Origin of the sequence: Bifidobacterium sp. W8104 (genome assembly GCF_016100735.1) — a bacterium.
GTDB lineage: Bacteria > Actinomycetota > Actinomycetes > Actinomycetales > Bifidobacteriaceae > Bombiscardovia > Bombiscardovia choladohabitans.
In genome coordinates, this window is record NZ_JACFRW010000001.1 from 1,679,378 (window position 1) to 1,697,158 (window position 17,781).

Here is a 17,781-nt window from a genome sequence, read left to right on the forward strand (position 1 = left end):
ACTGTCCTGTATTGGGCGTTCTGGCGACTGCCGGATCGGAGGAGGAGCTGAAGAATCGTGCATTTTTCTCACCGTACCGGGTCCGACCACCCCAATCGCATTGCTCTGGCCGAGTCGGAGGCACGTTCCCAGGGTCTCAAGCTGGGCAGGTTGAATGATTCCAACCCCACGCACTTCGGGCTGGCCCCCTCATTCCTGTCCCAGGTATATGAGGCGGAACCGAGAGGACCTCGTAAGGCCCGACAGGCCCTAGCCGAGTTTCTGACCGGGCGTCAGGAATTGAGCCAGAGCGAGGACGGTGCGGCGGTCGATCCTGATGACCTCTACCTGCTCTCATCCACATCACAGGCTTATTCATGGCTGATGAAGCTCCTCTGCGACCCGGATGACGCCATTCTGGAGCCCAGGCCCGGATATCCCTTGATCGAATCCATTGCCGGCCTGGAATGCGTCCGAACAATCCCATACCGCCTGGCCTACGACGGGTCCTGGGTCCTTGACCTGGCCACGGTCAGGCAGGCCCTGGAGGGACCCGGAGGCGATCGCATCCGTGCTCTGGTCCTTATCAACCCCAACAACCCTACCGGTTCCTACATTCATCCGGAAGAACGCCAGTCACTGATGGAACTCTGTCGACGGCAGGGGGTGGCCATCATAGCGGATGAGGTCTTTTTCGATTACCCTCTGGATCCTCTGCCGGGTCGTGCCCGGTTGGCTGGTGAGGATCGGGTGCTGACTTTTGCCCTGGACGGGTTCTCGAAGAGCCTGGCAGCTCCTCACGCCAAGGTGGGCTGGATCCAGGTTTCCGGGCCGGCCAACCAGGTTGCCGCCGCCAAGCGCCATCTTGACCTGATAGCCGACGATTACCTGCCCATGAGCCTTCTGATCACCAAGGATATGGAAGCCATGCTCTCGGATATCCCTGGCCAGACCAGTCGGGTGGGGGAGCGTGTCAGGGGCAATCTCGAAATCCTCAGACAGACACTGGACCAAAAGCAGTCCTGCGTCTCCCTGCTCAGGCCTGAGGGCGGCTGGAACGTTCTGCTGCGTTTTCCCGAGGTCATCGACGAGGAGGATCTGGTCCTTCGCCTGATTGGGTCATACGGGTTGACCGGCCAGCCGGGATACTTTTTCGACATGCCAGGCAACGGATATCTGGCCCTGTCGCTCCTGCCGGAATCCTCGGAATTCCGCCGAAATGTGAACTCAGTTGTCTCAGCTATAGAAAAAATATTGTGATTATAACCCTCCTCTTGCCTGGTTTGCTCCGATAATAAGTTCTGAACAATTGTCGGTTATGGAAGGGGGAGATTGGCACGGCTCAATGATGAGCCACTGATTGCAAGGCTGCACACGAAGGAGTGATAACGATGATAGACGAGAATAAGGATCGAAGGGGAAATCCAGCCGAGGGGGTTGGTGCTCGAGTCGGGGAAGACATCAAGACCATGGCCTCTGTAGATGAGACCGGAGGTGCTGTGGCGAATCAAGGCGTGGATCCAAGCCTGGCTCCGGATACGGGCAAAAGGCTCAACAATGTGGAGAAGGTCCGCTTTGCCATTGGCTTCGTCCTGGTATCCCTGCTCTGGGCCGCGCCCTTTACCATGGGGTCCGGGGTCCTCCTGCCTCAGATTTTCAATTCCCTGCATGGAGTCAGCGCTGAAGCGGCTCTGGGGACAATGAATTCGATTGGCTGTGTGTTCGCCCTGGTGGCCAATGTTGTTTTCGGTGCTCTCTCGGATATGTCCAGGTTCCGGGTCGGCAAGCGCACCCCCTGGATCGTGCTGGGCGGCATCATCGGCGCCCTTGGCTTCCTGCTGGTCATTCAGTCCCATACACTTCCCATGATCATCTTCGGCTGGTGCATTGTTCAGGTGGGCATCAACTGCCTGATAGCCCCGGCCGTGGCGGTCCTCTCCGACAGGATTCCCGAGTCGACCAGGGGAACCTATTCGGCACTCTATGGGGCCAGCCAGGTCATCGGCCAGCAACTGGGAACCATCATCGGCAGCTCGTTCATGGCCAACATCCACACAGGCCTGGTGGTCGCCATGATCATCTTCCTCTTTTCTGGTATTCTCACCGTGTTGATCTGGCCCCGGGAGAAATCGGCTGCCAACACGGTCGTGGAACGAACCTGGGCGGATGTCGGCCGGTCCTTCATACCGCCCACCAAACACTGCCGCGACTTCTACCTGGCGCTTCTGGGCAGGTTCACGTTCGTCGTCGGCTGCTTCATGATTCAGGGCTACCAGCTTTACATACTGCAGAAGTACTGCCACCTGAGCGATGCCCAGGCCGCATCCACACTCAAGGTCATGGCCTTGATTTCGGTGGTGACAACCATCCTGGCGTCCGTGGTCTCGGGTCCCCTCTCGGACTTCCTGCACAGGCGGAAGGTGATCGTAGCCACTAGCTGTCTGATTCTCGCCGTCGGCATACTCTTCCCCTTCCTGATGCCAACCGCCACGGGCATGTACTTCTATGCCGCCCTGGCCGGAATCGGCAACGGCTGCTACATGTCAGTCGACCAGGCGCTGAACGTCGATGTGCTGCCGAACGCCAAGGAGGCCGGCAAGGACCTGGGCATCCTCAACCTGGCCAATACGATCGGCCAGGTGATCGCCCCCGGGTGCACCACGCTGGTTATTGGCCTCTTCGGCGGCTACAGGATGATCTTCCCAGTCGCCATCGCCTGCCTGCTGGTGGGAACCGTCTTCATCATGATGATTCGCAAGGTCAAGTGAGTCTGAAAACCTGTAATCCGGACCTGTGCTGAGCAGTGGCCCGGCTAATCGAACCCGAAAGGAAAAAGACATGACAGAAGAATCGCATACCAAAGCCAAGGATCTGAATCTGCAAGAGGAGGCCTCGCTGACCTCGGGATCCGACTCCTGGCACCTGCAGGGGCTGCCCGACAAGGGCTATGAAGGCTATATGATCACCGACGGCCCCTACGGACTGCGCAAGGCCACTGGCTCCGATGTCTATGGCTCGGTCCCGGCTACCTGCTTCCCCCCGACCGCTGGACTGGCCTCTTCATGGAACCCAGATCTGACCTACCAGGTGGGCCAGGCCATGGGCGAGGAGTGCATCCAGGAGAAGGTGGCCGTCATTCTGGGCCCCGGCATCAACATCAAGCGTAGCCCGCTGGGCGGCCGAAACTTCGAGTTTTACTCGGAGGATCCTGTACTGGCCGGGCATGAAGCTGCAGGTCTGGTCGAGGGGGTTCAGTCCAAGGGGGTGGGCACCTCTCTGAAGCACTTTGCAGCCAACAATCAGGAGACCGACCGGCTCAGGGTCAGCTCTGACGTGGACGCGCGCACCCTGCGCGAGATCTACCTGCCGGCCTTCGAATATGTGGTCAGGAATGCCAAGCCCTGGACCATCATGTGCGCCTACAACAAGATCAACGGGGTCTTCAGCTCGGAAAACCGCTGGCTGCTGACAGACGTTCTGCGCGGGGAGTGGGGCTACCAGGGCATGGTCATGTCCGACTGGGGTGCCGTCCACAACAGGGTCCATGCCCTGCAGGCCGGGCTCAACCTGGAGATGCCGCCCTCCCGCACTGACGACCAGGTGGTCCAGGCTGTACAGGCTGGCAAGCTGGACAAGGAACAGCTGGACCGGATGGCCCAGGGGATCCTGGACCTGATCGACAAGGCCCGTCCGGCTATGTCCCAGCAGGGTTATCGCTACGACGTCCAGGAACACAACAACATGGCCCGTCGCGCGGCCCAGGAGTCCATCGTCCTCTTGCGCAACGAGGACCGGATCCTGCCTCTTGATCCGAAGCGGAAAGTCGCCGTCATCGGCGAATTCGCCCGGACTCCCCGCTACCAAGGTGGCGGTTCTTCGCACATCACGCCCACTGAGGTCTCCTCGGCCTTGGATGGCTTCAAAGAGGCTGGCATGAATGTGGACTTCGCTCCCGGGTTCACACTGGACGAGAAGGAGCAGGATCCCGCCCTGACCCAGCAGGCGCTTGATGTTGCGCGTGGAGCCGACACCGTGGTGCTCTTCCTGGGTCTGCCTGAATACGCCGAGTCCGAGGGTTTCGACCGCACCAGCATGGATCTTCCCGACAAGCAGGTGGCTTTGCTCAAGGCCGTGTCCGAGGTCAATGACCGGGTGGTCGCCGTCCTCTCCAATGGAGCCGTGGTGACTGTTGCCGACTGGATGGAGAAGACCAGGGGTCTACTGGAGACCTGGCTGCTGGGCCAGGAGGGAGGACGTGCCGTGGTGGATGTGCTGACCGGTGCCGCAAACCCCTCGGGCCATCTGCCTGAAACCATTCCTGTTCGGTTGGAGGACAACCCCACCATCACCTCCTTCCCCGGCGAGGAGGGTCACTCCCGTTACGGTGAGGGCGTCTACGTGGGCTACCGCTACTACGACACCTTCCAGCGTCCGGTGGCCTTCCCCTTCGGATTCGGCCTGTCCTATGCCGACTTCGACTTGGATCAGGTCGTGGTGACCAAGACCGGAGCCAACTCGGCTCGGGTGGAGGTGACCGTGACCAACACCTCGCAGGTGGATGGCGCTCAGACCGTGCAGGTCTATGTGGCCCCCTGCGCCAGCCGGGTGAATCGGCCCAGCCATGAGCTCAAGGCCTTCACCAAGGTCTTCCTGAAGGCGGGACAGTCCAGCCGGGTGAGCATGGACCTGACCGAGCGCGACTTCGCTTACTGGTCGACGGCCATGGATGCCTGGCATGTAGAGGCGGGCACCTACCGCATCCAGGTGGGTACTTCCAGCCGCGATCTGGTTGCAGAAGAGAACCTGCAGGTGGATGGCGACGGCCGGTTCATTCCACTGAATGCCGAATCGACCATGGCTGAGTGGCGCGAGAATTCGATTGGCGGACCTATCCTGCGCGATCGTATCGATCAGGATGGCATACCGCTGCCCGACGATCCCAACACAGCTCAGCTTTTCGACACCATGCCACTGGCCTCGGTCATCACCTTGTCGGGTGGCGATGGCAATGGCATTGTGGCTGACATGGTCGACCGATATCACCAGGCCCTCAAGCAACAGGGTCTGGATTCCTGACATCACTGTCGGCTGGGCTCAGGGTGCTATAAACCAGACGGCTACGTTCATGGCCTGACTGAGGTCGAAGTGCTCCAGCAGGACCATGGCGTTGATAAATGTCAGGACCAGCCCAGCCAGACAGGCCAGTGTTAGCAGGCTCAAGACGGCCGCTCCCGCTGCGGAGCGGCCGTCTTCATATGTTGAGGATGCGGTGGCCATAACCACAACAGCTGCCAGGCAGATCAGCCAGGCGAAATCGATGGTGTAGCGTACCGAGAATCCACCCAGATATGAGTCTGCAACCATGACCAGGACTGCCAGGGCCAGGGCCATGATCAAGGCGGGCATCCATCCCCGACGATGCAGTTCTTTTCGCACCCGAGGCAGAGCAAGAAGAGCAAGGGCCAGTACAAGTACCGGGGTGGTGACCAGAAGCCCGCCCAGGCCGGGTTCGGTGAAGTGCCAGACCCGCATGGGAGCGGGGGAGAATTGCAGGTAGGGGAAGACCGGCAGGGCGGTCAGGGGCTGCAGCAGGTAGTAGCCAAAGATCTGCAGCAGGCCCTGGGTGCCAGGATGATAGTTGGTCAGGTCCAGGACGGTCATCTGATACCGGTTGCCGAAGTCCAGCAGGGATCCGAAGCGCCAGCGGTTGTACCAGAGCAGGGGGGCGGCGACCAGGAGGACCGGCAAGAGGCCGCAGACCAGCAGGGACAGCGCCCGCCTCCGAGACAGGTTGGCCGGCTGGTTCCCGCGCGTGAACAGGGCGTTGATGACTGCCCTTATCTCCTTGGCAAACAGGGGCAGCGCCAGCAGTCCGGCAGCCAGGAAGGTTGGTCGGCAGCCCAGGGTGGCAGCCACTGACAGCGATCCCAGGAAGAGCCGTGATCCGGACAGATGCCAGGGTCGGTTCTCATCCTCCACGGTCCACATCCGTGTTGATCCACGACCCGAATGCTCACTGGCGTCCGCAGAATGTCGCTGGACCCGTCTGGCCCCCATCCAGAGCCAGAGTCCTGTCATGACCGCCAGCAGGGAGGCATCGAAGGGAATCGTATAGAAGTTGCGGCGGCACCAGAGGTAAGCCATGCCGGATCCTCCCAGCATGGTTATAAGGGCCATGCCGACAACGGCCAGGTTGACCCGGGGGAACCAGCGGGCCAGCAGGCGGATGGTGGCCAGGACGGTCATGATGGTGGCCGCCGCAACCAGCAGGGCTGCGGCCGAGCTGGTGGGCAGGGCATAGCCGCCCGGATGCACCAGGCTGGTTATCACTCGGTAGGGCAGGAAGAGCAGCAGCACCGGCAGGACACCGAAGTAGGAGTACCAGTGGCCGTTCCGGTAGACGTAGTCCCAATATATGGGTTGCTGGTCCTGGGCCAGCAGCGCGTTGCGGGTGGCTATGTCGAAGGGGTTGGCTGCCTTGGCCAGACCCGGTGCCTGGCCAAGGTCCAGCCAGGGACGTCCATGCAGCAGGGCCTGGGCCACATGATCGTACTGGTTGAAGTCGTAGACATAGGCATGCGGCTGGTGGTAGGCCATGGGAGTGAAGGTGGACAGATCGTGCTGGATGTTCCAGCAGGACCAGGCTGCCAGCGGAGCCAGAATCAGTGCCAGGGCCAGACGCTGGCTCACCGAGCCGGTGTCCAGCTGGGTCCGCCAGAGGACCGAGCCGGGCAGGTAGCCCAGGATCAGCGCCACCAGACAGGCCAGCATCAGTATCCGCGCCGGGTTGAGGTCCAGGGGGACCACCTTTGCCGGGGTCATTCCGGTCAGCTGCATCCGGGCTCCGATGGGCTCCTGTATCCACAGTCGCATGGCCTGGATCCGGGCTCCGCTGGGTTTGCCTCTGATGCGCAGGTAGTGGCTGCGGGACTGACCGGGGCAGATCAGTCCTCGGGTGCCCTGGGTCCAGCCCTTGTCGCCGGCCAAGCGCAGATCCAGACGTACATGGATCTGCGACAGGAATGAACCCTCGATGTCCTCTGCAAAGTGGGCCTGGACGAAGGATGCCTTTCCATCTGCGACGGGGACATCCACCCAGGCACCAGCCGGATCGGTGATCTTTAATCCTCCGCCGTGCAGCGGGGACAGCCCTGGGCCCAGCCTGTCCGGTCGGGGCTGGATACTGCCCGCAGTCCCTGCCGAAGAGCCCGAGGCGGAACCCGCCAGCGACTGCCAATGAGCCAGGTTGAATACCCCCAGTTCGAGGATAAGCACAACAATAAGTGCTACCAGCAGTCGGATGGTCGTGCCCCTGGCCGGGGTGGGGCGTCGCAGGGCTGGCAGAGTCATCACGGTTTTATTCTAACGGCGACATGTCGGGCTGGATTGGGACAATCAAAGGTATGTCCAAGAACGCGAAGAAGTCCCGGGGGTTCGGGAATCTGTCCGGCCTGGGCCGTTCCATTCTTTCCGCACTGGAAGGACTGGTAGGCTCCTCTCGGCCGACCACAGGGGGTCGCGGGGATCGTCCCCTGGATTCTTCGGTGGCCGACATGGTCGATCTGATCAACCGCACGGGGCGCCATCCTGATGATCGGCAGATGCACGAATTTCTGGCCTCCCACAGCCGTATTCTGGGTGTCGCCGTCAAGCGCCGGCTTTTTCCCCGCCTGCAGGGCGTGCCCGAGGGGCTGACGCTGGGCTGGGTTCAGTGGCCTGATGCGCCCGGCCGCGGCTTCGCGCTGGGGATCTTCACCGATCGTCGTCACTTTGCTCAGATCGCTCTGGCCGACGACCATGGCAGGGTCTTCATCGGCGAGCAGAGTCGGATGGACCTGCAGAACATGGAGCCTGCCTTCTTGCTGGGCCGGGAGGAGGAGGTGACCCTGGCCGACGGTCGTCGGCTGGGCCGCGATCCGGGTCAGGATTCGGGACCGGTCCGTGCCTTGCAGGGTGCTGTGGCTGGCCGTGACGATGCCGGCCATATGCGTTGGTTGGCCTCCTGGCTGCGAGCCGATGGCCGCTATTCCCTGGAGCAGTTGCGTCCACTCCTGCCTCCGGAGATGCGCCTGGACCTGGAGTACCGGGATGCCGTGGCCATCGCCTTTTTCGCCGCCTACCTGCTGCCGCGCATCCAGGGAACCTTCACCGGGTTCGGCTCGGGCAACATCTTCTACCGGCTCAACCGGGAGGCGCCAATGGGTGCCATCCGACGCAGTGTGGGCGACATGATCCAGGCGCGCTCCCACGGACAACGGGTCTCCGGCTTGGAGGATCTGTTCGCCGACCTGATGCGCGAGGCCGGGGCCTTATCGCCCGTCTCCGGTCTTGAGGCTGTTCACGGGGCCGAGCCCCTGCATCTGTATGCTTCCTCGTATTCCGGCGCCTACTTCCTGAGCTGGGACAACGGACTGGAGTTCACCGCCGCCCTTGCGGCCCTGCGTATCGAGGGCAATCTCAATAGGTTCGCCGCAGTCAGCGCCTGGCTGGAGCGCAATGCCCGCCTGGGGACGCTGCCCACCGAGGACTCGATCAACCGCGTCCAGGCAACCCGGCTGGACCAGGCTCTGTTGGACGATCCTGCCATTGTCGCCCTGATGCGCCCGGGGGACTATCCGATTCGCTTCGATCCCCTGGAGGACGACAGGCGGACTGCCATCAACGCTATGGTTGACAAGGCTGCGGCTACCGCCGTCATGGTCCGTCAACAGGCTCCCCAGGCTCTGCCGGTGCGAGCGGACGGCCAGGGTCAGGAGCCGGTGCGTTCTGAGTGGGTCTACCGGCAGACGCTGTCCATGCTCATGCGATCCCTTCGGCTGCCCTTCCGTTTCGATGTGGAGTTCAGATCCGACCTCGCCCAGGGGAAGGTGGCCCTGGCCTTCACTGCGGCAGGACGCACCATGATGCCCTCCAGCCGCTATGAGGATCAGTCACGGGCCTGGCGGGACCTGGACGACGGCGAGCGTTCCGCCATGAGCGCTGACTACAACCTGCGCGTCGGACTGATGATGGCTGCCCTGGCATTCGGGGTGGATCCGGCCGTGCGCGAGGTCAGCCTGCAGATCGACTCCATCGGTCTGGAGGAGGCTGTCGACCAGCAGAACTCGGCCATCAGGACCATGATGGGACAGGCCCTGGAGGCCTTTGAGCGCATGCGTTCCGGCGAGGTGGCCCCCACTGGGTCCAAGGCTGATCCCAAGGATGGCGACGTGCATGGCGATCCCACCAAGCCCATCGCCTCCCGTATGGCTCCTGAGCAGCAAGAGGGCAATGAGGAGGACAGGGCCGAGAATCAGGGTGAAAAGGAATCCGTGGACAGAGAGTTCAAGGATCTCATGCAGGGTGTGGACCTTGACTCTGCCGCCTTTGCGCCGCCGTCGTCAGCCAATGATGATGCATCCAAGGAGGATGCTTCGGATGAGGATGTCTCTGCGGATCAGACTGGCGACGATGCATCCCGGAATCCGCTCAGCGCCTTGCAGAGCAATCCGACCATCCGCACCCTGGTCTCGGTGGTCTTCAGCAGGGAACTCTTCCTCTCCCGCATCCGTTCGCAGGGTCTGAAAGAACCACGTGGCATATACCGCTTCTTCGATGCGGCCATGCAGGTGGATTCCCAGGGTGGGCTCAAGCCCACTGAGGCCGTGTTCGACATGCGTGATGACCGCTTCAGCCCCCACGGCAGCCAGGAGGAGCCCGAGTTTTCCGAGGTGACCTTTGCCGACAAGTCTGCCAAGGCCCTGGGCGCACATAAGGCCGTGGACCTTTCCATCCAACGGGCCGACCTGCTTCAGAGGGCTGTAGGAGGTTTCCACCAACTGGCCTCGGACCGGACCATGACTTCAGCAGCCAAAGCCCAGGAGGCTACAAGCATCATCGAAAGCATCGGCGACCCGGAGCTGGAACAGTTGGCCCCGCAGGTTGCCAGCGCCATGATCGACGGCAGCTCTGTTCCAGACTTTGACTTCTCCCTATCCTCCCAACTGGAGAAGGAGCGTGTCAGGGCCCGCGATCTGCTCTTTTCCGGCGGAGCGGCCCAGGGCATACAGGTGGAGCAAGACGCCATTGCCCATCTGGATGCCGTCTTTGCGGCTGAGGGCCAGGTGCCCCGCTACTTCAATTCATACGCCGAGCGTGTGGTCTATAACCGCCTCTTCGCCACACCGGGGGAGCGGACCCTGCTCATTCCTGACAACCTCTTCTACGCCCACCTGGAAATTGCCGACCTGCTGGCCCAGCTCAAGGAGGATCAGGCTGCCCTCAAGCATCTGAACGCCATGGTGGCCTATGCGCCCGCCTACCCGCTCTCCCACCTGAAGCTGGCGGTCATGCTGGCCAACCGGGAGGACTGGGATTCGGCCCGGGCTGCCACTCTGAACGCCCTGCGGGTGGCCCTGGACCGTGACGATGCCTCCTTCGCTTACTACCGTCTGGCCTATGCCTCATGGATGCGCGATGAGTTCGACGTGGCTGCAGCGGCTTATTTGATGAGCGAGCACATCAGTCCCGACCGGATACCGGCCCTTAAGAGTGAGCTGGCCGAGCTGCAGGCCAGGGCCCGCTCCCAGTGCGTGGTCCTGCCCGAAGACCACCGGCAGGCCCGTCGGGTGCTGGCCGAACATGGCCTGCCGGTCTGGCCTCACACCGAGGTGGCCTCCATAGTGCGCCAGGCCGCGCGCATCTGTGTGGACGGCGGGCTCTTTGTCCCCGCCCGAACACTGTCAATGGCGGCCGCCAGGATGAACGACGACGATAATGAAGGTGTTGATGTGGTACAGGCACAGTTCATGAGGTCGCTCAATGCATGACAAAACAGCTCAGGAAGATAATCGGCAAACCAGTGATGAGGGCGGGAATGCCGAATCCAGGCCCAGGCCGGGCACTGACCGATGGATAGCCTCCCTCCAGCCCGACGATTCTGATGCCATGCGACTGGGGGAGCTTGACCTTGACTCCTTGGGAGCCCAACAGGCCCAGCGCCTCTGGTCCAGGCTGGCCGCCTGGGTCGAGTCCGACCAGGTCGCCTACTATATAGACGATGCGCCGGTCTCCTCCGACGCGGCCTATGACGCCAGGATGCGTTGCCTGCAGGAGCTGGAGTCCCGCTTCCCCAGCCTGGATACCCCCCAGTCGCCGACGCACCGGGTCGGGGGGACCTTCTCCAACGACTTCGCCTCCGTTCGTCACCCCTCCCGGATGCTCAGCCTGGATGACGTTTTCAGTGTCGCCGAGCTGCGCCAATGGTATGACGGGCTTCGCAACGAGCTCGATTGGCCGCAGGACAAGGCCCTGCCCATGACCAGCGAGGTCAAGATAGACGGCCTGGCCCTCAACCTCCTCTACCGCAACGGGGTCCTGGAGCAGGGCCTGACCAGGGGGGACGGGGTGACCGGCGAGGACATCACCCTCAACGTCAGGACCATTCCAAGCATTCCCCAGAACCTGTCGGGCCCGGCCCGCGACATCCCCGAATTCGTGGAGGTCCGCGGCGAGGTCTTCATGCGGTTCGATGACTTCAACGCCTTGAACGGGCAGCAGGAGCAGGAGGGCAAGGCGCCCTTCGCCAACCCCCGCAACGCCGCAGCCGGATCCCTGAGGCAGAAGGATCCACGCATCACGGCCAGCCGTCGTCTGAGCTTCTACGCCCATGGCCTGGGCTCCCTGAGGTGGGGCCCGGCCCATCCCAAGGGGACCCATGACGAGGTCATCGACCAGTCCCAGGCCTACGACCTCTACAAGCAGTGGGGGATTCCGGTCTCACCCCACAACCGGGTCGTCACCTCCTTCGACCAGATTCTGGACATGATCGACTATTACGGCCAGCACCGCAATGACATCGAGCACGCCCTGGACGGCATCGTGGTCAAGCTTCAGGACCGGGATCTTCAGCGCAGGCTGGGTGCCACCTCCCGTGCCCCCCGCTGGGCCGTGGCCTACAAGTACCCTCCGGAGGAGGTCAATACCCGGCTTCTGGACATCACCGTCCAGGTGGGCCGGACCGGGCGGATCACCCCGGTGGCGGTTCTCACCCCGGTCACCGTGGCCGGGTCCACGGTCTCCAGGACCACTCTTCACAACGCCTCCGAGGTCAAGCGCAAGGGCATTCTGATCGGGGACACGGTGGTGGTCCGCAAGGCGGGCGATGTGATCCCCGAGCTGGTCGGACCGGTCGTCGAAGCTAGGAAGGGGCGCGAGAAGGACCTGAGACCCTTCGTCATGCCCGATACCTGCCCCAGCTGCGGCGCTCGGCTGGCTCCGGCCAAGGAGGGCGACGTGGACATCCGCTGCCCCAATGTGGAGTCCTGCCCGGCCCAGCTGACCGAGCGGATCATCCACATGGCCTCGCGGAAGGCCCTGGACATCGAGCATCTGGGGGAGCAGAGCGCCATAGCCCTGACCAATCCGGATGAGAACCGGCCTGATTCTGTTGAAGTCTATGCCCCCGGCCTGCGTGAGGTCCTGGTTGACCAGGGCGGCCAGGCTGCTGCCTACCAGCCGGACCCGGATCTGAAGCTTCCCCCGCGTCAGGATCCGGTCCTGACCAGCGAGGCCGGCCTGTTCGACCTGAAGGTTGAGGACCTGCGTCAAGTCTATGTCTGGCGTGAGGTTCCCCTGATGGAGCAGGTGGAGGTGGAAGGTCGGCAGGGTCGCACCACGACCAAGCGTCGGACTGGCGGCAGCGGTCTTTGGTACCGGGTGCCTGCCTTCTATAACCAGGGCGAACGGGCCATGAACAGTCATGAGACCCAGGCCCAGGAGGCCGCCCTGGGCACTGCCGATGCCCAACCCTCCAGGAACACCCTGCAGATGCTCGAAGAGATCGACAAGGCCAGGCATGCCGACCTGTGGAGGGTCCTGGTGGCCCTGTCCATCCGGCACCTGGGACCGACCTCGGCCCGGGCCATAGCCACCCGTTTCCCGTCGCTCAAGGCCGTGGAGGAGGCCAGCGTGGCGGACCTGTCCGAGCTGGACGGGGTGGGCCCGGAAATCGCGCACTCCATTCATGATTGGTTCCAGGGTGCGCGACAGCCCGGCGACTGGCGCGGGCGCATCCTGGATGCCTGGCAGGCCGCCGGGGTGGGTGCTCACGTCGAACGCAGCACCAAGCCGCAGACGCTGAAGGGCATGACCGTTGTGGTCACCGGCAGTCTGGAGGACTTCTCCAGGGACTCCGCCAAGGAGGCCATCGTGGAGCGCGGCGGCAAGGCCTCGGGGTCCGTCAGCAAAAAGACCACCTATGTGGTGGTCGGCGCCAACCCGGGATCCAAGGCCGACAAGGCTGAGAGCCTGGGCCTGCCCATCCTGGACGAGGCGGGCTTCCACCGCCTGCTTGACACCGGCGACCCCAAACCGGCCCAAGGCTGATTGTGACATTCGCAATATCCGACCAGCCGCGCCCTGGCAGCCGATGGCTGGGCGCGATATGGTGACGGCATGGAACAAGTAGAGCATCGCAAGGAAGGGACCCGGGATCTGGAGGAGCTGCCTCGAAGAATCAAGGGGGAGGTCTATGAGCGGCTCAGCCGGGTCATCGATCCGGAACTGGGGCGGTCCATCACCGATCTGGGCATGATCACCGACATCATTGTCGAGCCAGCCAGGGATGCCCAGGCCGATTATGAGGTGACCGTGCGGGTGGAGCTGACCATCAAGGGATGTCCGCTGTCGACCACCATCACCAACCAGATCAACGGGACCGTGACCTCCTACCCGCGAGCCCGGCTGCGCCCGCATATCGATGTCTCCTCCATGAGTCGGGAGAAGCTGGACAACCTGGTGGCCGACCTCAAGGCGGCCCGGCGCAGCAATCCTTTCTCCAAGCCTGGCGTGGGCACCCGCATCTTCGCCATCGCCTCGGGCAAGGGAGGCGTGGGCAAGTCCTCGGTGACCGTCAATCTAGCGGCCACGCTGGCAGCACTGGGCTACGACACGGCCGCCATCGACGCTGACATCTACGGATTCTCCCTGCCTGGGCTCTTCGGCGTGCACAGCAGGCCCACCAATCTGCACGGCATGCTGATGCCGGTCACTGCCTGGGGGGTCAAGCTGATCTCCATCGGCATGTTCGCCGGTTCGGACCGGGCCATCCTCTGGAGGGGTCCGCGCCTGCAGCGCTCGCTGGAGCAGTTCCTCTCCGATGTCTGGTGGGGCGACCCCGACGTGCTCCTGCTGGATCTGGCCCCAGGCACCGGAGACATGGCCCTGTCCGTGGCCCAGGCCCTGCCCAACAGCCGACTGATCGTGGTCACGACCCCCCAACCTTCGGCCTCGCAGGTTGCCGTGCGTTCAGGGCTGGTGGCCCTCCAGCTGCCCACCAAGGTCCAGGGTGTGATCGAAAACATGTCCTGGTACGAGCACAATGGTGAGCGGCTGCGCATCTTTGGTCAGGGAGGCGGCCAGCGTGTGGCCGACCAGCTGACCCGGGATCTGGGGTATCAGGTGCCCCTGCTGGAGCAGCTGCCCCTGCAGACCGATCTGCGCGAGTCGGGGGAGTCCGGACGTCCGGCTGTACTCAGACCAGACGGCTCCCTGGATGATTCGCCGCTGACCAGACGGTTTGTGGACCTGGCCAAGACCCTGATGGCGGGTTCTGAGCCTGGTGATGCCCGTCGGGCAGCCGGCGAGGACTGACTTTACAAGAGAACTGCCGCCAAAGAGACAACTCAGTATGCTGCACTGGCCACTATAGGTATGTCTTCTTGGTCATCCTTTGGATTAGCTAACCTCGAAGTCTTTAATTCGGTGCCAAGCCTTGTCCCAGACTAGATGGCAGCCGGGCTCTTCTGGCTGGTGATCTGCCGCGAGGGAATGGCCAGGAACCAGGGGACGGCCAGCACGACCAGACCGATGGCGCACATGGCCAGGAAGGGAATGACCTCATGCCCGGCCAGGATGTAGGAGGCGAACATGGGTCCCACGATATAGCCCAGGGAGGCGGCCGTGTTGAGCAGCCCGAACATGCGACCGCTGAACGAGGGTCCCGCCAGCTCGGCGGCCACCACCGGCTGGGAGATGCCCATCATGACCTCGCCCAACCCGAAGATGGTGATGCCCAGGGAGGCCACGCTCAGGGCACCAGGGGTGGAATCCAGGCGCAGGCCCAGGACGATAATCACCCAGGCCGCAGCCCAGAAGATCGGCACGGTGCGCAGCATTCGCACATGGTTGGCATCCTTGAGGCGGGGCAGCAGCACGATGTTCATGATGACCACCGAGAAGGTGTTGACCACGTCCACCACCGACAGGGACCAGCGGGGGATGTGCGGATCCGAAATCAAGGTGGTGACCAGACCGGCGTCGAACTGGGAGTAGCCGAACAGGTCCATGAAGAAGGTGCCCAGGGTCAGCAGGGCCATGGATGCCAGCACCCTGGTCAGTGAGCTGGTCCGCCCTCCGAAGGTGCCGTTGATGGTTGTGTTTTTCTTGCTGTTGGGCTGGCTGGTCTGAAGAGGGTGGGTTGCCCCGGCGGATTCTTTGATGGCCTCCCGCTCCGCCTTGGCCTTGAGCTCAGCCGTCAATCGACGCAGCCTCCAGTGGCGTTCGATGACCAGCAGGGACAGGCTGAGCAGGGCGAATCCCAGGGCCCTGCCGCCGAAGCCGATGCGATAGAGGAAGTCCTGACCGCCCGCGGCCAGCAGTCCGCCAACGGCCGCCCCAAGGCCGATGCCCAGGTTGAGCTCGGCCTGGTTGATTCCATAGACGATCCGGTGTTGCTCCCTGGTGGAGATCTGCGTCAGAATGCTGGCCCAGGAGGTCTGCATGCCCATCCCCAGGCCCGAGACGAAGGCTCCCGCCACTGCTGCCCGATAATCGTGGGCCACGGTGAAGATCAGGGGGCCGATGACCGAAAAGATCATGGCCGTATGCATGGCCAGCCAGGAGGATCGACGGTCCGAGACCCATCCGATGATGGGGTTGGAGATCAGGGACCCCACCGAGCTGATGGTCACCAGAAGGGCGGCCTCGCTCATGGTGGCACCCAGGGAATGGGTGGCGAAGAGCAGCTCGATGGGCATGACCAGGCCGATGCCGAAGTTGCACATGAGGTCCACGATGAGCATGGCTCGCAGATATACGGGCAACTCCATGAACTCACGCAGCCAGCGCATCGATCTCCACCTCCATCAAATCCGGTTTTGTGCCTTTCCTCATTCTGGCCTGACCGCCTGCCGGGATGCCGGGGCTGGCGTGTTGCCATCAATGGGCGGATGCCGACGGCCGTGACAATGTAAAAGGCCCGACCCTTCAGCAGGAAGGATCGGACCCTATGCGACCTGGCTGATCAGCCGGCCTCGGTCGTCATGCGAACTCAGATGTGGAAGTAGAGCTCGTACTCCAGGGGGGTGGGGGCCAGGCGGGTCTGGTCCAGCTCGCCGCGTTTCAAATCCAGCCAGGTCTGGATCAGGTCGTCGGTGAAGACGTCGCCCTCGCTGAGGAAATCATGGTCCTCCTCCAGGGCGTTCAGGGCCTCCTCCAGGGAGCCGGGCACCTGCTTGATCTGGGCGTGCTCCTCCGGAGGCAGCTCGTAGAGGTCCTTGTCGATGGGGGCCGGAGGCTCGGTGTGGTTGAGGATGCCGTCCAGTCCTGCCATAAGCTGGGCCGAGAAGGCCAGGAAGGGGTTGCAGGAGGGGTCGGGGGCGCGGAACTCGATCCGCTTGGCAGCCGGTGAGGTTCCGGCCAGGGGGATGCGGATGGCCGCCGAACGGTTCCGGGCAGAGTAGACCAGGTTGACCGGGGCCTCATACCCGGGCACCAACCGCTTGTAGGAGTTGGTGGAGGGGTTGGTGAAGGCCAGGACGGACGAGGCATGCTCGATCAGGCCGCCCACATACCAGCGGGCGATGTCGGAGAGCCCGCCGTAGCCATTCTCGTCGTAGAAGAGGGGTTTGCCATCCTTCCAGAGGGACTGGTGGCAGTGCATGCCGGTTCCGTTGTCCCCGGCGATGGGCTTGGGCATGAAGGTGGCCGCCTTGCCGGCCAGGGCAGCGGTCTCGTGGACCACGTACTTGTACTTCATCAGGTCGTCGCCAGCGTGCAGCAGGGTGTTGTAGCGGTAGTTGATCTCCTGCTGGCCGGCGCCGCCCACCTCGTGATGGGAGCGCTCCAGAATCAGGCCCACCTTCTGCAGGTTGGCCACCATGTCGTCGCGCAGATCCTGATAGTGGTCAATTGGCGGTACTGGGAAGTAGCCCTTCTTGACCCGGTTCTTGAAACCTATGTTGTCGGAGCCGTCCTCCTCGACATCCACGCCCGAGTTCCAGGGGGCCTCGATGGAGTCCACCTCGTAGAAGGAGCGTTGCATGCTGTTCTCGAAGCGGACCTTGTCGAAGATGAAGAACTCAGCCTCAGGAGCGAAGGAAGCCGTGTCGGCGATGCCGGTGGAGCGCAGGTAGGCCTCGGCCTTGGAGGCGATCTGCCGGGGGTCGCGGGAGTAGGGCTCGTCGGTCACCGGGTCCACGATGGAGAAGGCTACATTCAAAGTGCGGTGGCGGCGGAAGGGATCCAGATAGGCTGTTTCAGGATCCGGAATCAGCTTCATGTCGGACTCGTTGATGGCTTGGAAGCCTTGGACGGAGGAGCCGTCGAAGGCCATGCCGTCCGTGAAAGCCTCTTTGAGGAATTCGCTGGCGGGGACGGTGAAGTGCTGCTGGACCCCAATCAGGTCCGTGAACCTGACTGAGACATATTCCACGCCCTCCTGGTTTATCAGAGCTTCGCAATCGGCCTTTGACTTAAGTTCGCTCACTGAACTGCTCCTTTCGTGGAAACCGTAACGGTCACCCAGTCTAGGGGACCGGTTTT

At 62.8% G+C, this 17,781-nt stretch carries 9 protein-coding genes; 6 read left to right on the top strand and 3 right to left on the bottom strand.

What is annotated here, in order from left to right; translation table 11 throughout:
- Positions 1–57: 57 nt before the first annotated feature.
- The 3 genes from H3U89_RS06650 (at position 58) to H3U89_RS06660 (ending at position 5,055) form a co-directional block, all read left to right on the top strand.
- Positions 58–1,239: a pyridoxal phosphate-dependent aminotransferase gene (locus H3U89_RS06650; RefSeq protein ID WP_198180021.1), complete on the top strand. Its 1,182-nt coding sequence runs from the start codon at positions 58–60 to the stop codon at positions 1,237–1,239.
- A 131-nt stretch (positions 1,240–1,370) separates the two neighbouring features.
- Positions 1,371–2,747, top strand: coding sequence for an MFS transporter (locus H3U89_RS06655; RefSeq protein ID WP_232345566.1), 1,377 nt, complete (start codon positions 1,371–1,373; stop codon positions 2,745–2,747).
- A 70-nt stretch (positions 2,748–2,817) separates the two neighbouring features.
- On the top strand, positions 2,818–5,055 hold the full coding sequence (locus H3U89_RS06660) for an exo-alpha-(1->6)-L-arabinopyranosidase (RefSeq protein ID WP_198180019.1): 2,238 nt from the start codon (positions 2,818–2,820) through the stop codon (positions 5,053–5,055).
- An 18-nt stretch (positions 5,056–5,073) separates the two neighbouring features.
- Here the strand turns inward: H3U89_RS06660 and H3U89_RS06665 are convergent, their stop codons facing one another.
- The gene (locus tag H3U89_RS06665) at positions 5,074–7,332 is read right to left on the bottom strand and encodes a hypothetical protein (RefSeq protein ID WP_198180017.1); all 2,259 of its coding nucleotides are present in this window, start codon (positions 7,330–7,332) and stop codon (positions 5,074–5,076) included.
- A 50-nt stretch (positions 7,333–7,382) separates the two neighbouring features.
- Here H3U89_RS06665 and H3U89_RS06670 point away from each other — a divergent pair, with 50 nt between their 5' ends.
- The 3 genes from H3U89_RS06670 to H3U89_RS06680 all read left to right on the top strand — a co-directional run bounded on the left by H3U89_RS06670 (position 7,383) and on the right by H3U89_RS06680 (position 14,610).
- The gene (locus H3U89_RS06670; protein ID WP_232345568.1) at positions 7,383–10,787 is read left to right on the top strand and encodes a tetratricopeptide repeat protein; all 3,405 of its coding nucleotides are present in this window, start codon (positions 7,383–7,385) and stop codon (positions 10,785–10,787) included.
- Entirely contained in the window at positions 10,780–13,344 is a 2,565-nt protein-coding gene (gene ligA / locus H3U89_RS06675) for an NAD-dependent DNA ligase LigA (protein WP_198180015.1), read from the top strand. The genes H3U89_RS06670 and ligA overlap by 8 nt, the downstream gene beginning before the upstream one ends.
- Positions 13,345–13,413: 69 nt before the next feature.
- Entirely contained in the window at positions 13,414–14,610 is a 1,197-nt protein-coding gene (locus tag H3U89_RS06680; protein WP_198180013.1) for an Mrp/NBP35 family ATP-binding protein, read from the top strand.
- Positions 14,611–14,741: 131 nt separating this feature from the next.
- Here H3U89_RS06680 and H3U89_RS06685 read toward each other — a convergent pair whose 3' ends face one another.
- On the bottom strand, positions 14,742–16,088 hold the full coding sequence (locus H3U89_RS06685; RefSeq protein WP_198180011.1) for an MFS transporter: 1,347 nt from the start codon (positions 16,086–16,088) through the stop codon (positions 14,742–14,744).
- Positions 16,089–16,288: 200 nt separating this feature from the next.
- Positions 16,289–17,725 carry a type I glutamate--ammonia ligase gene (glnA, locus tag H3U89_RS06690; RefSeq protein WP_198180009.1) on the bottom strand — a complete coding sequence of 479 codons (1,437 nt, stop codon included), beginning with the start codon at positions 17,723–17,725 and terminating at the stop codon, positions 16,289–16,291.
- Positions 17,726–17,781: the final 56 nt, after the last annotated feature.

Bases quoted from the DNA above. Each gene is read 5' to 3' on its own strand.
- H3U89_RS06660 (WP_198180019.1), top strand. From the start codon at position 2,818: ATGACAGAAGAATCGCATACCAAAGCCAAGGATCTGAATCTGCAAGAG.
- H3U89_RS06655 (WP_232345566.1), top strand. From the start codon at position 1,371: ATGATAGACGAGAATAAGGATCGAAGGGGAAATCCAGCCGAGGGGGTT.
- H3U89_RS06685 (WP_198180011.1), bottom strand. From the start codon at position 16,088: ATGCGCTGGCTGCGTGAGTTCATGGAGTTGCCCGTATATCTGCGAGCC.
- ligA (WP_198180015.1), top strand. From the start codon at position 10,780: ATGCATGACAAAACAGCTCAGGAAGATAATCGGCAAACCAGTGATGAG.
- H3U89_RS06670 (WP_232345568.1), top strand. From the start codon at position 7,383: ATGTCCAAGAACGCGAAGAAGTCCCGGGGGTTCGGGAATCTGTCCGGC.
- H3U89_RS06680 (WP_198180013.1), top strand. From the start codon at position 13,414: ATGGAACAAGTAGAGCATCGCAAGGAAGGGACCCGGGATCTGGAGGAG.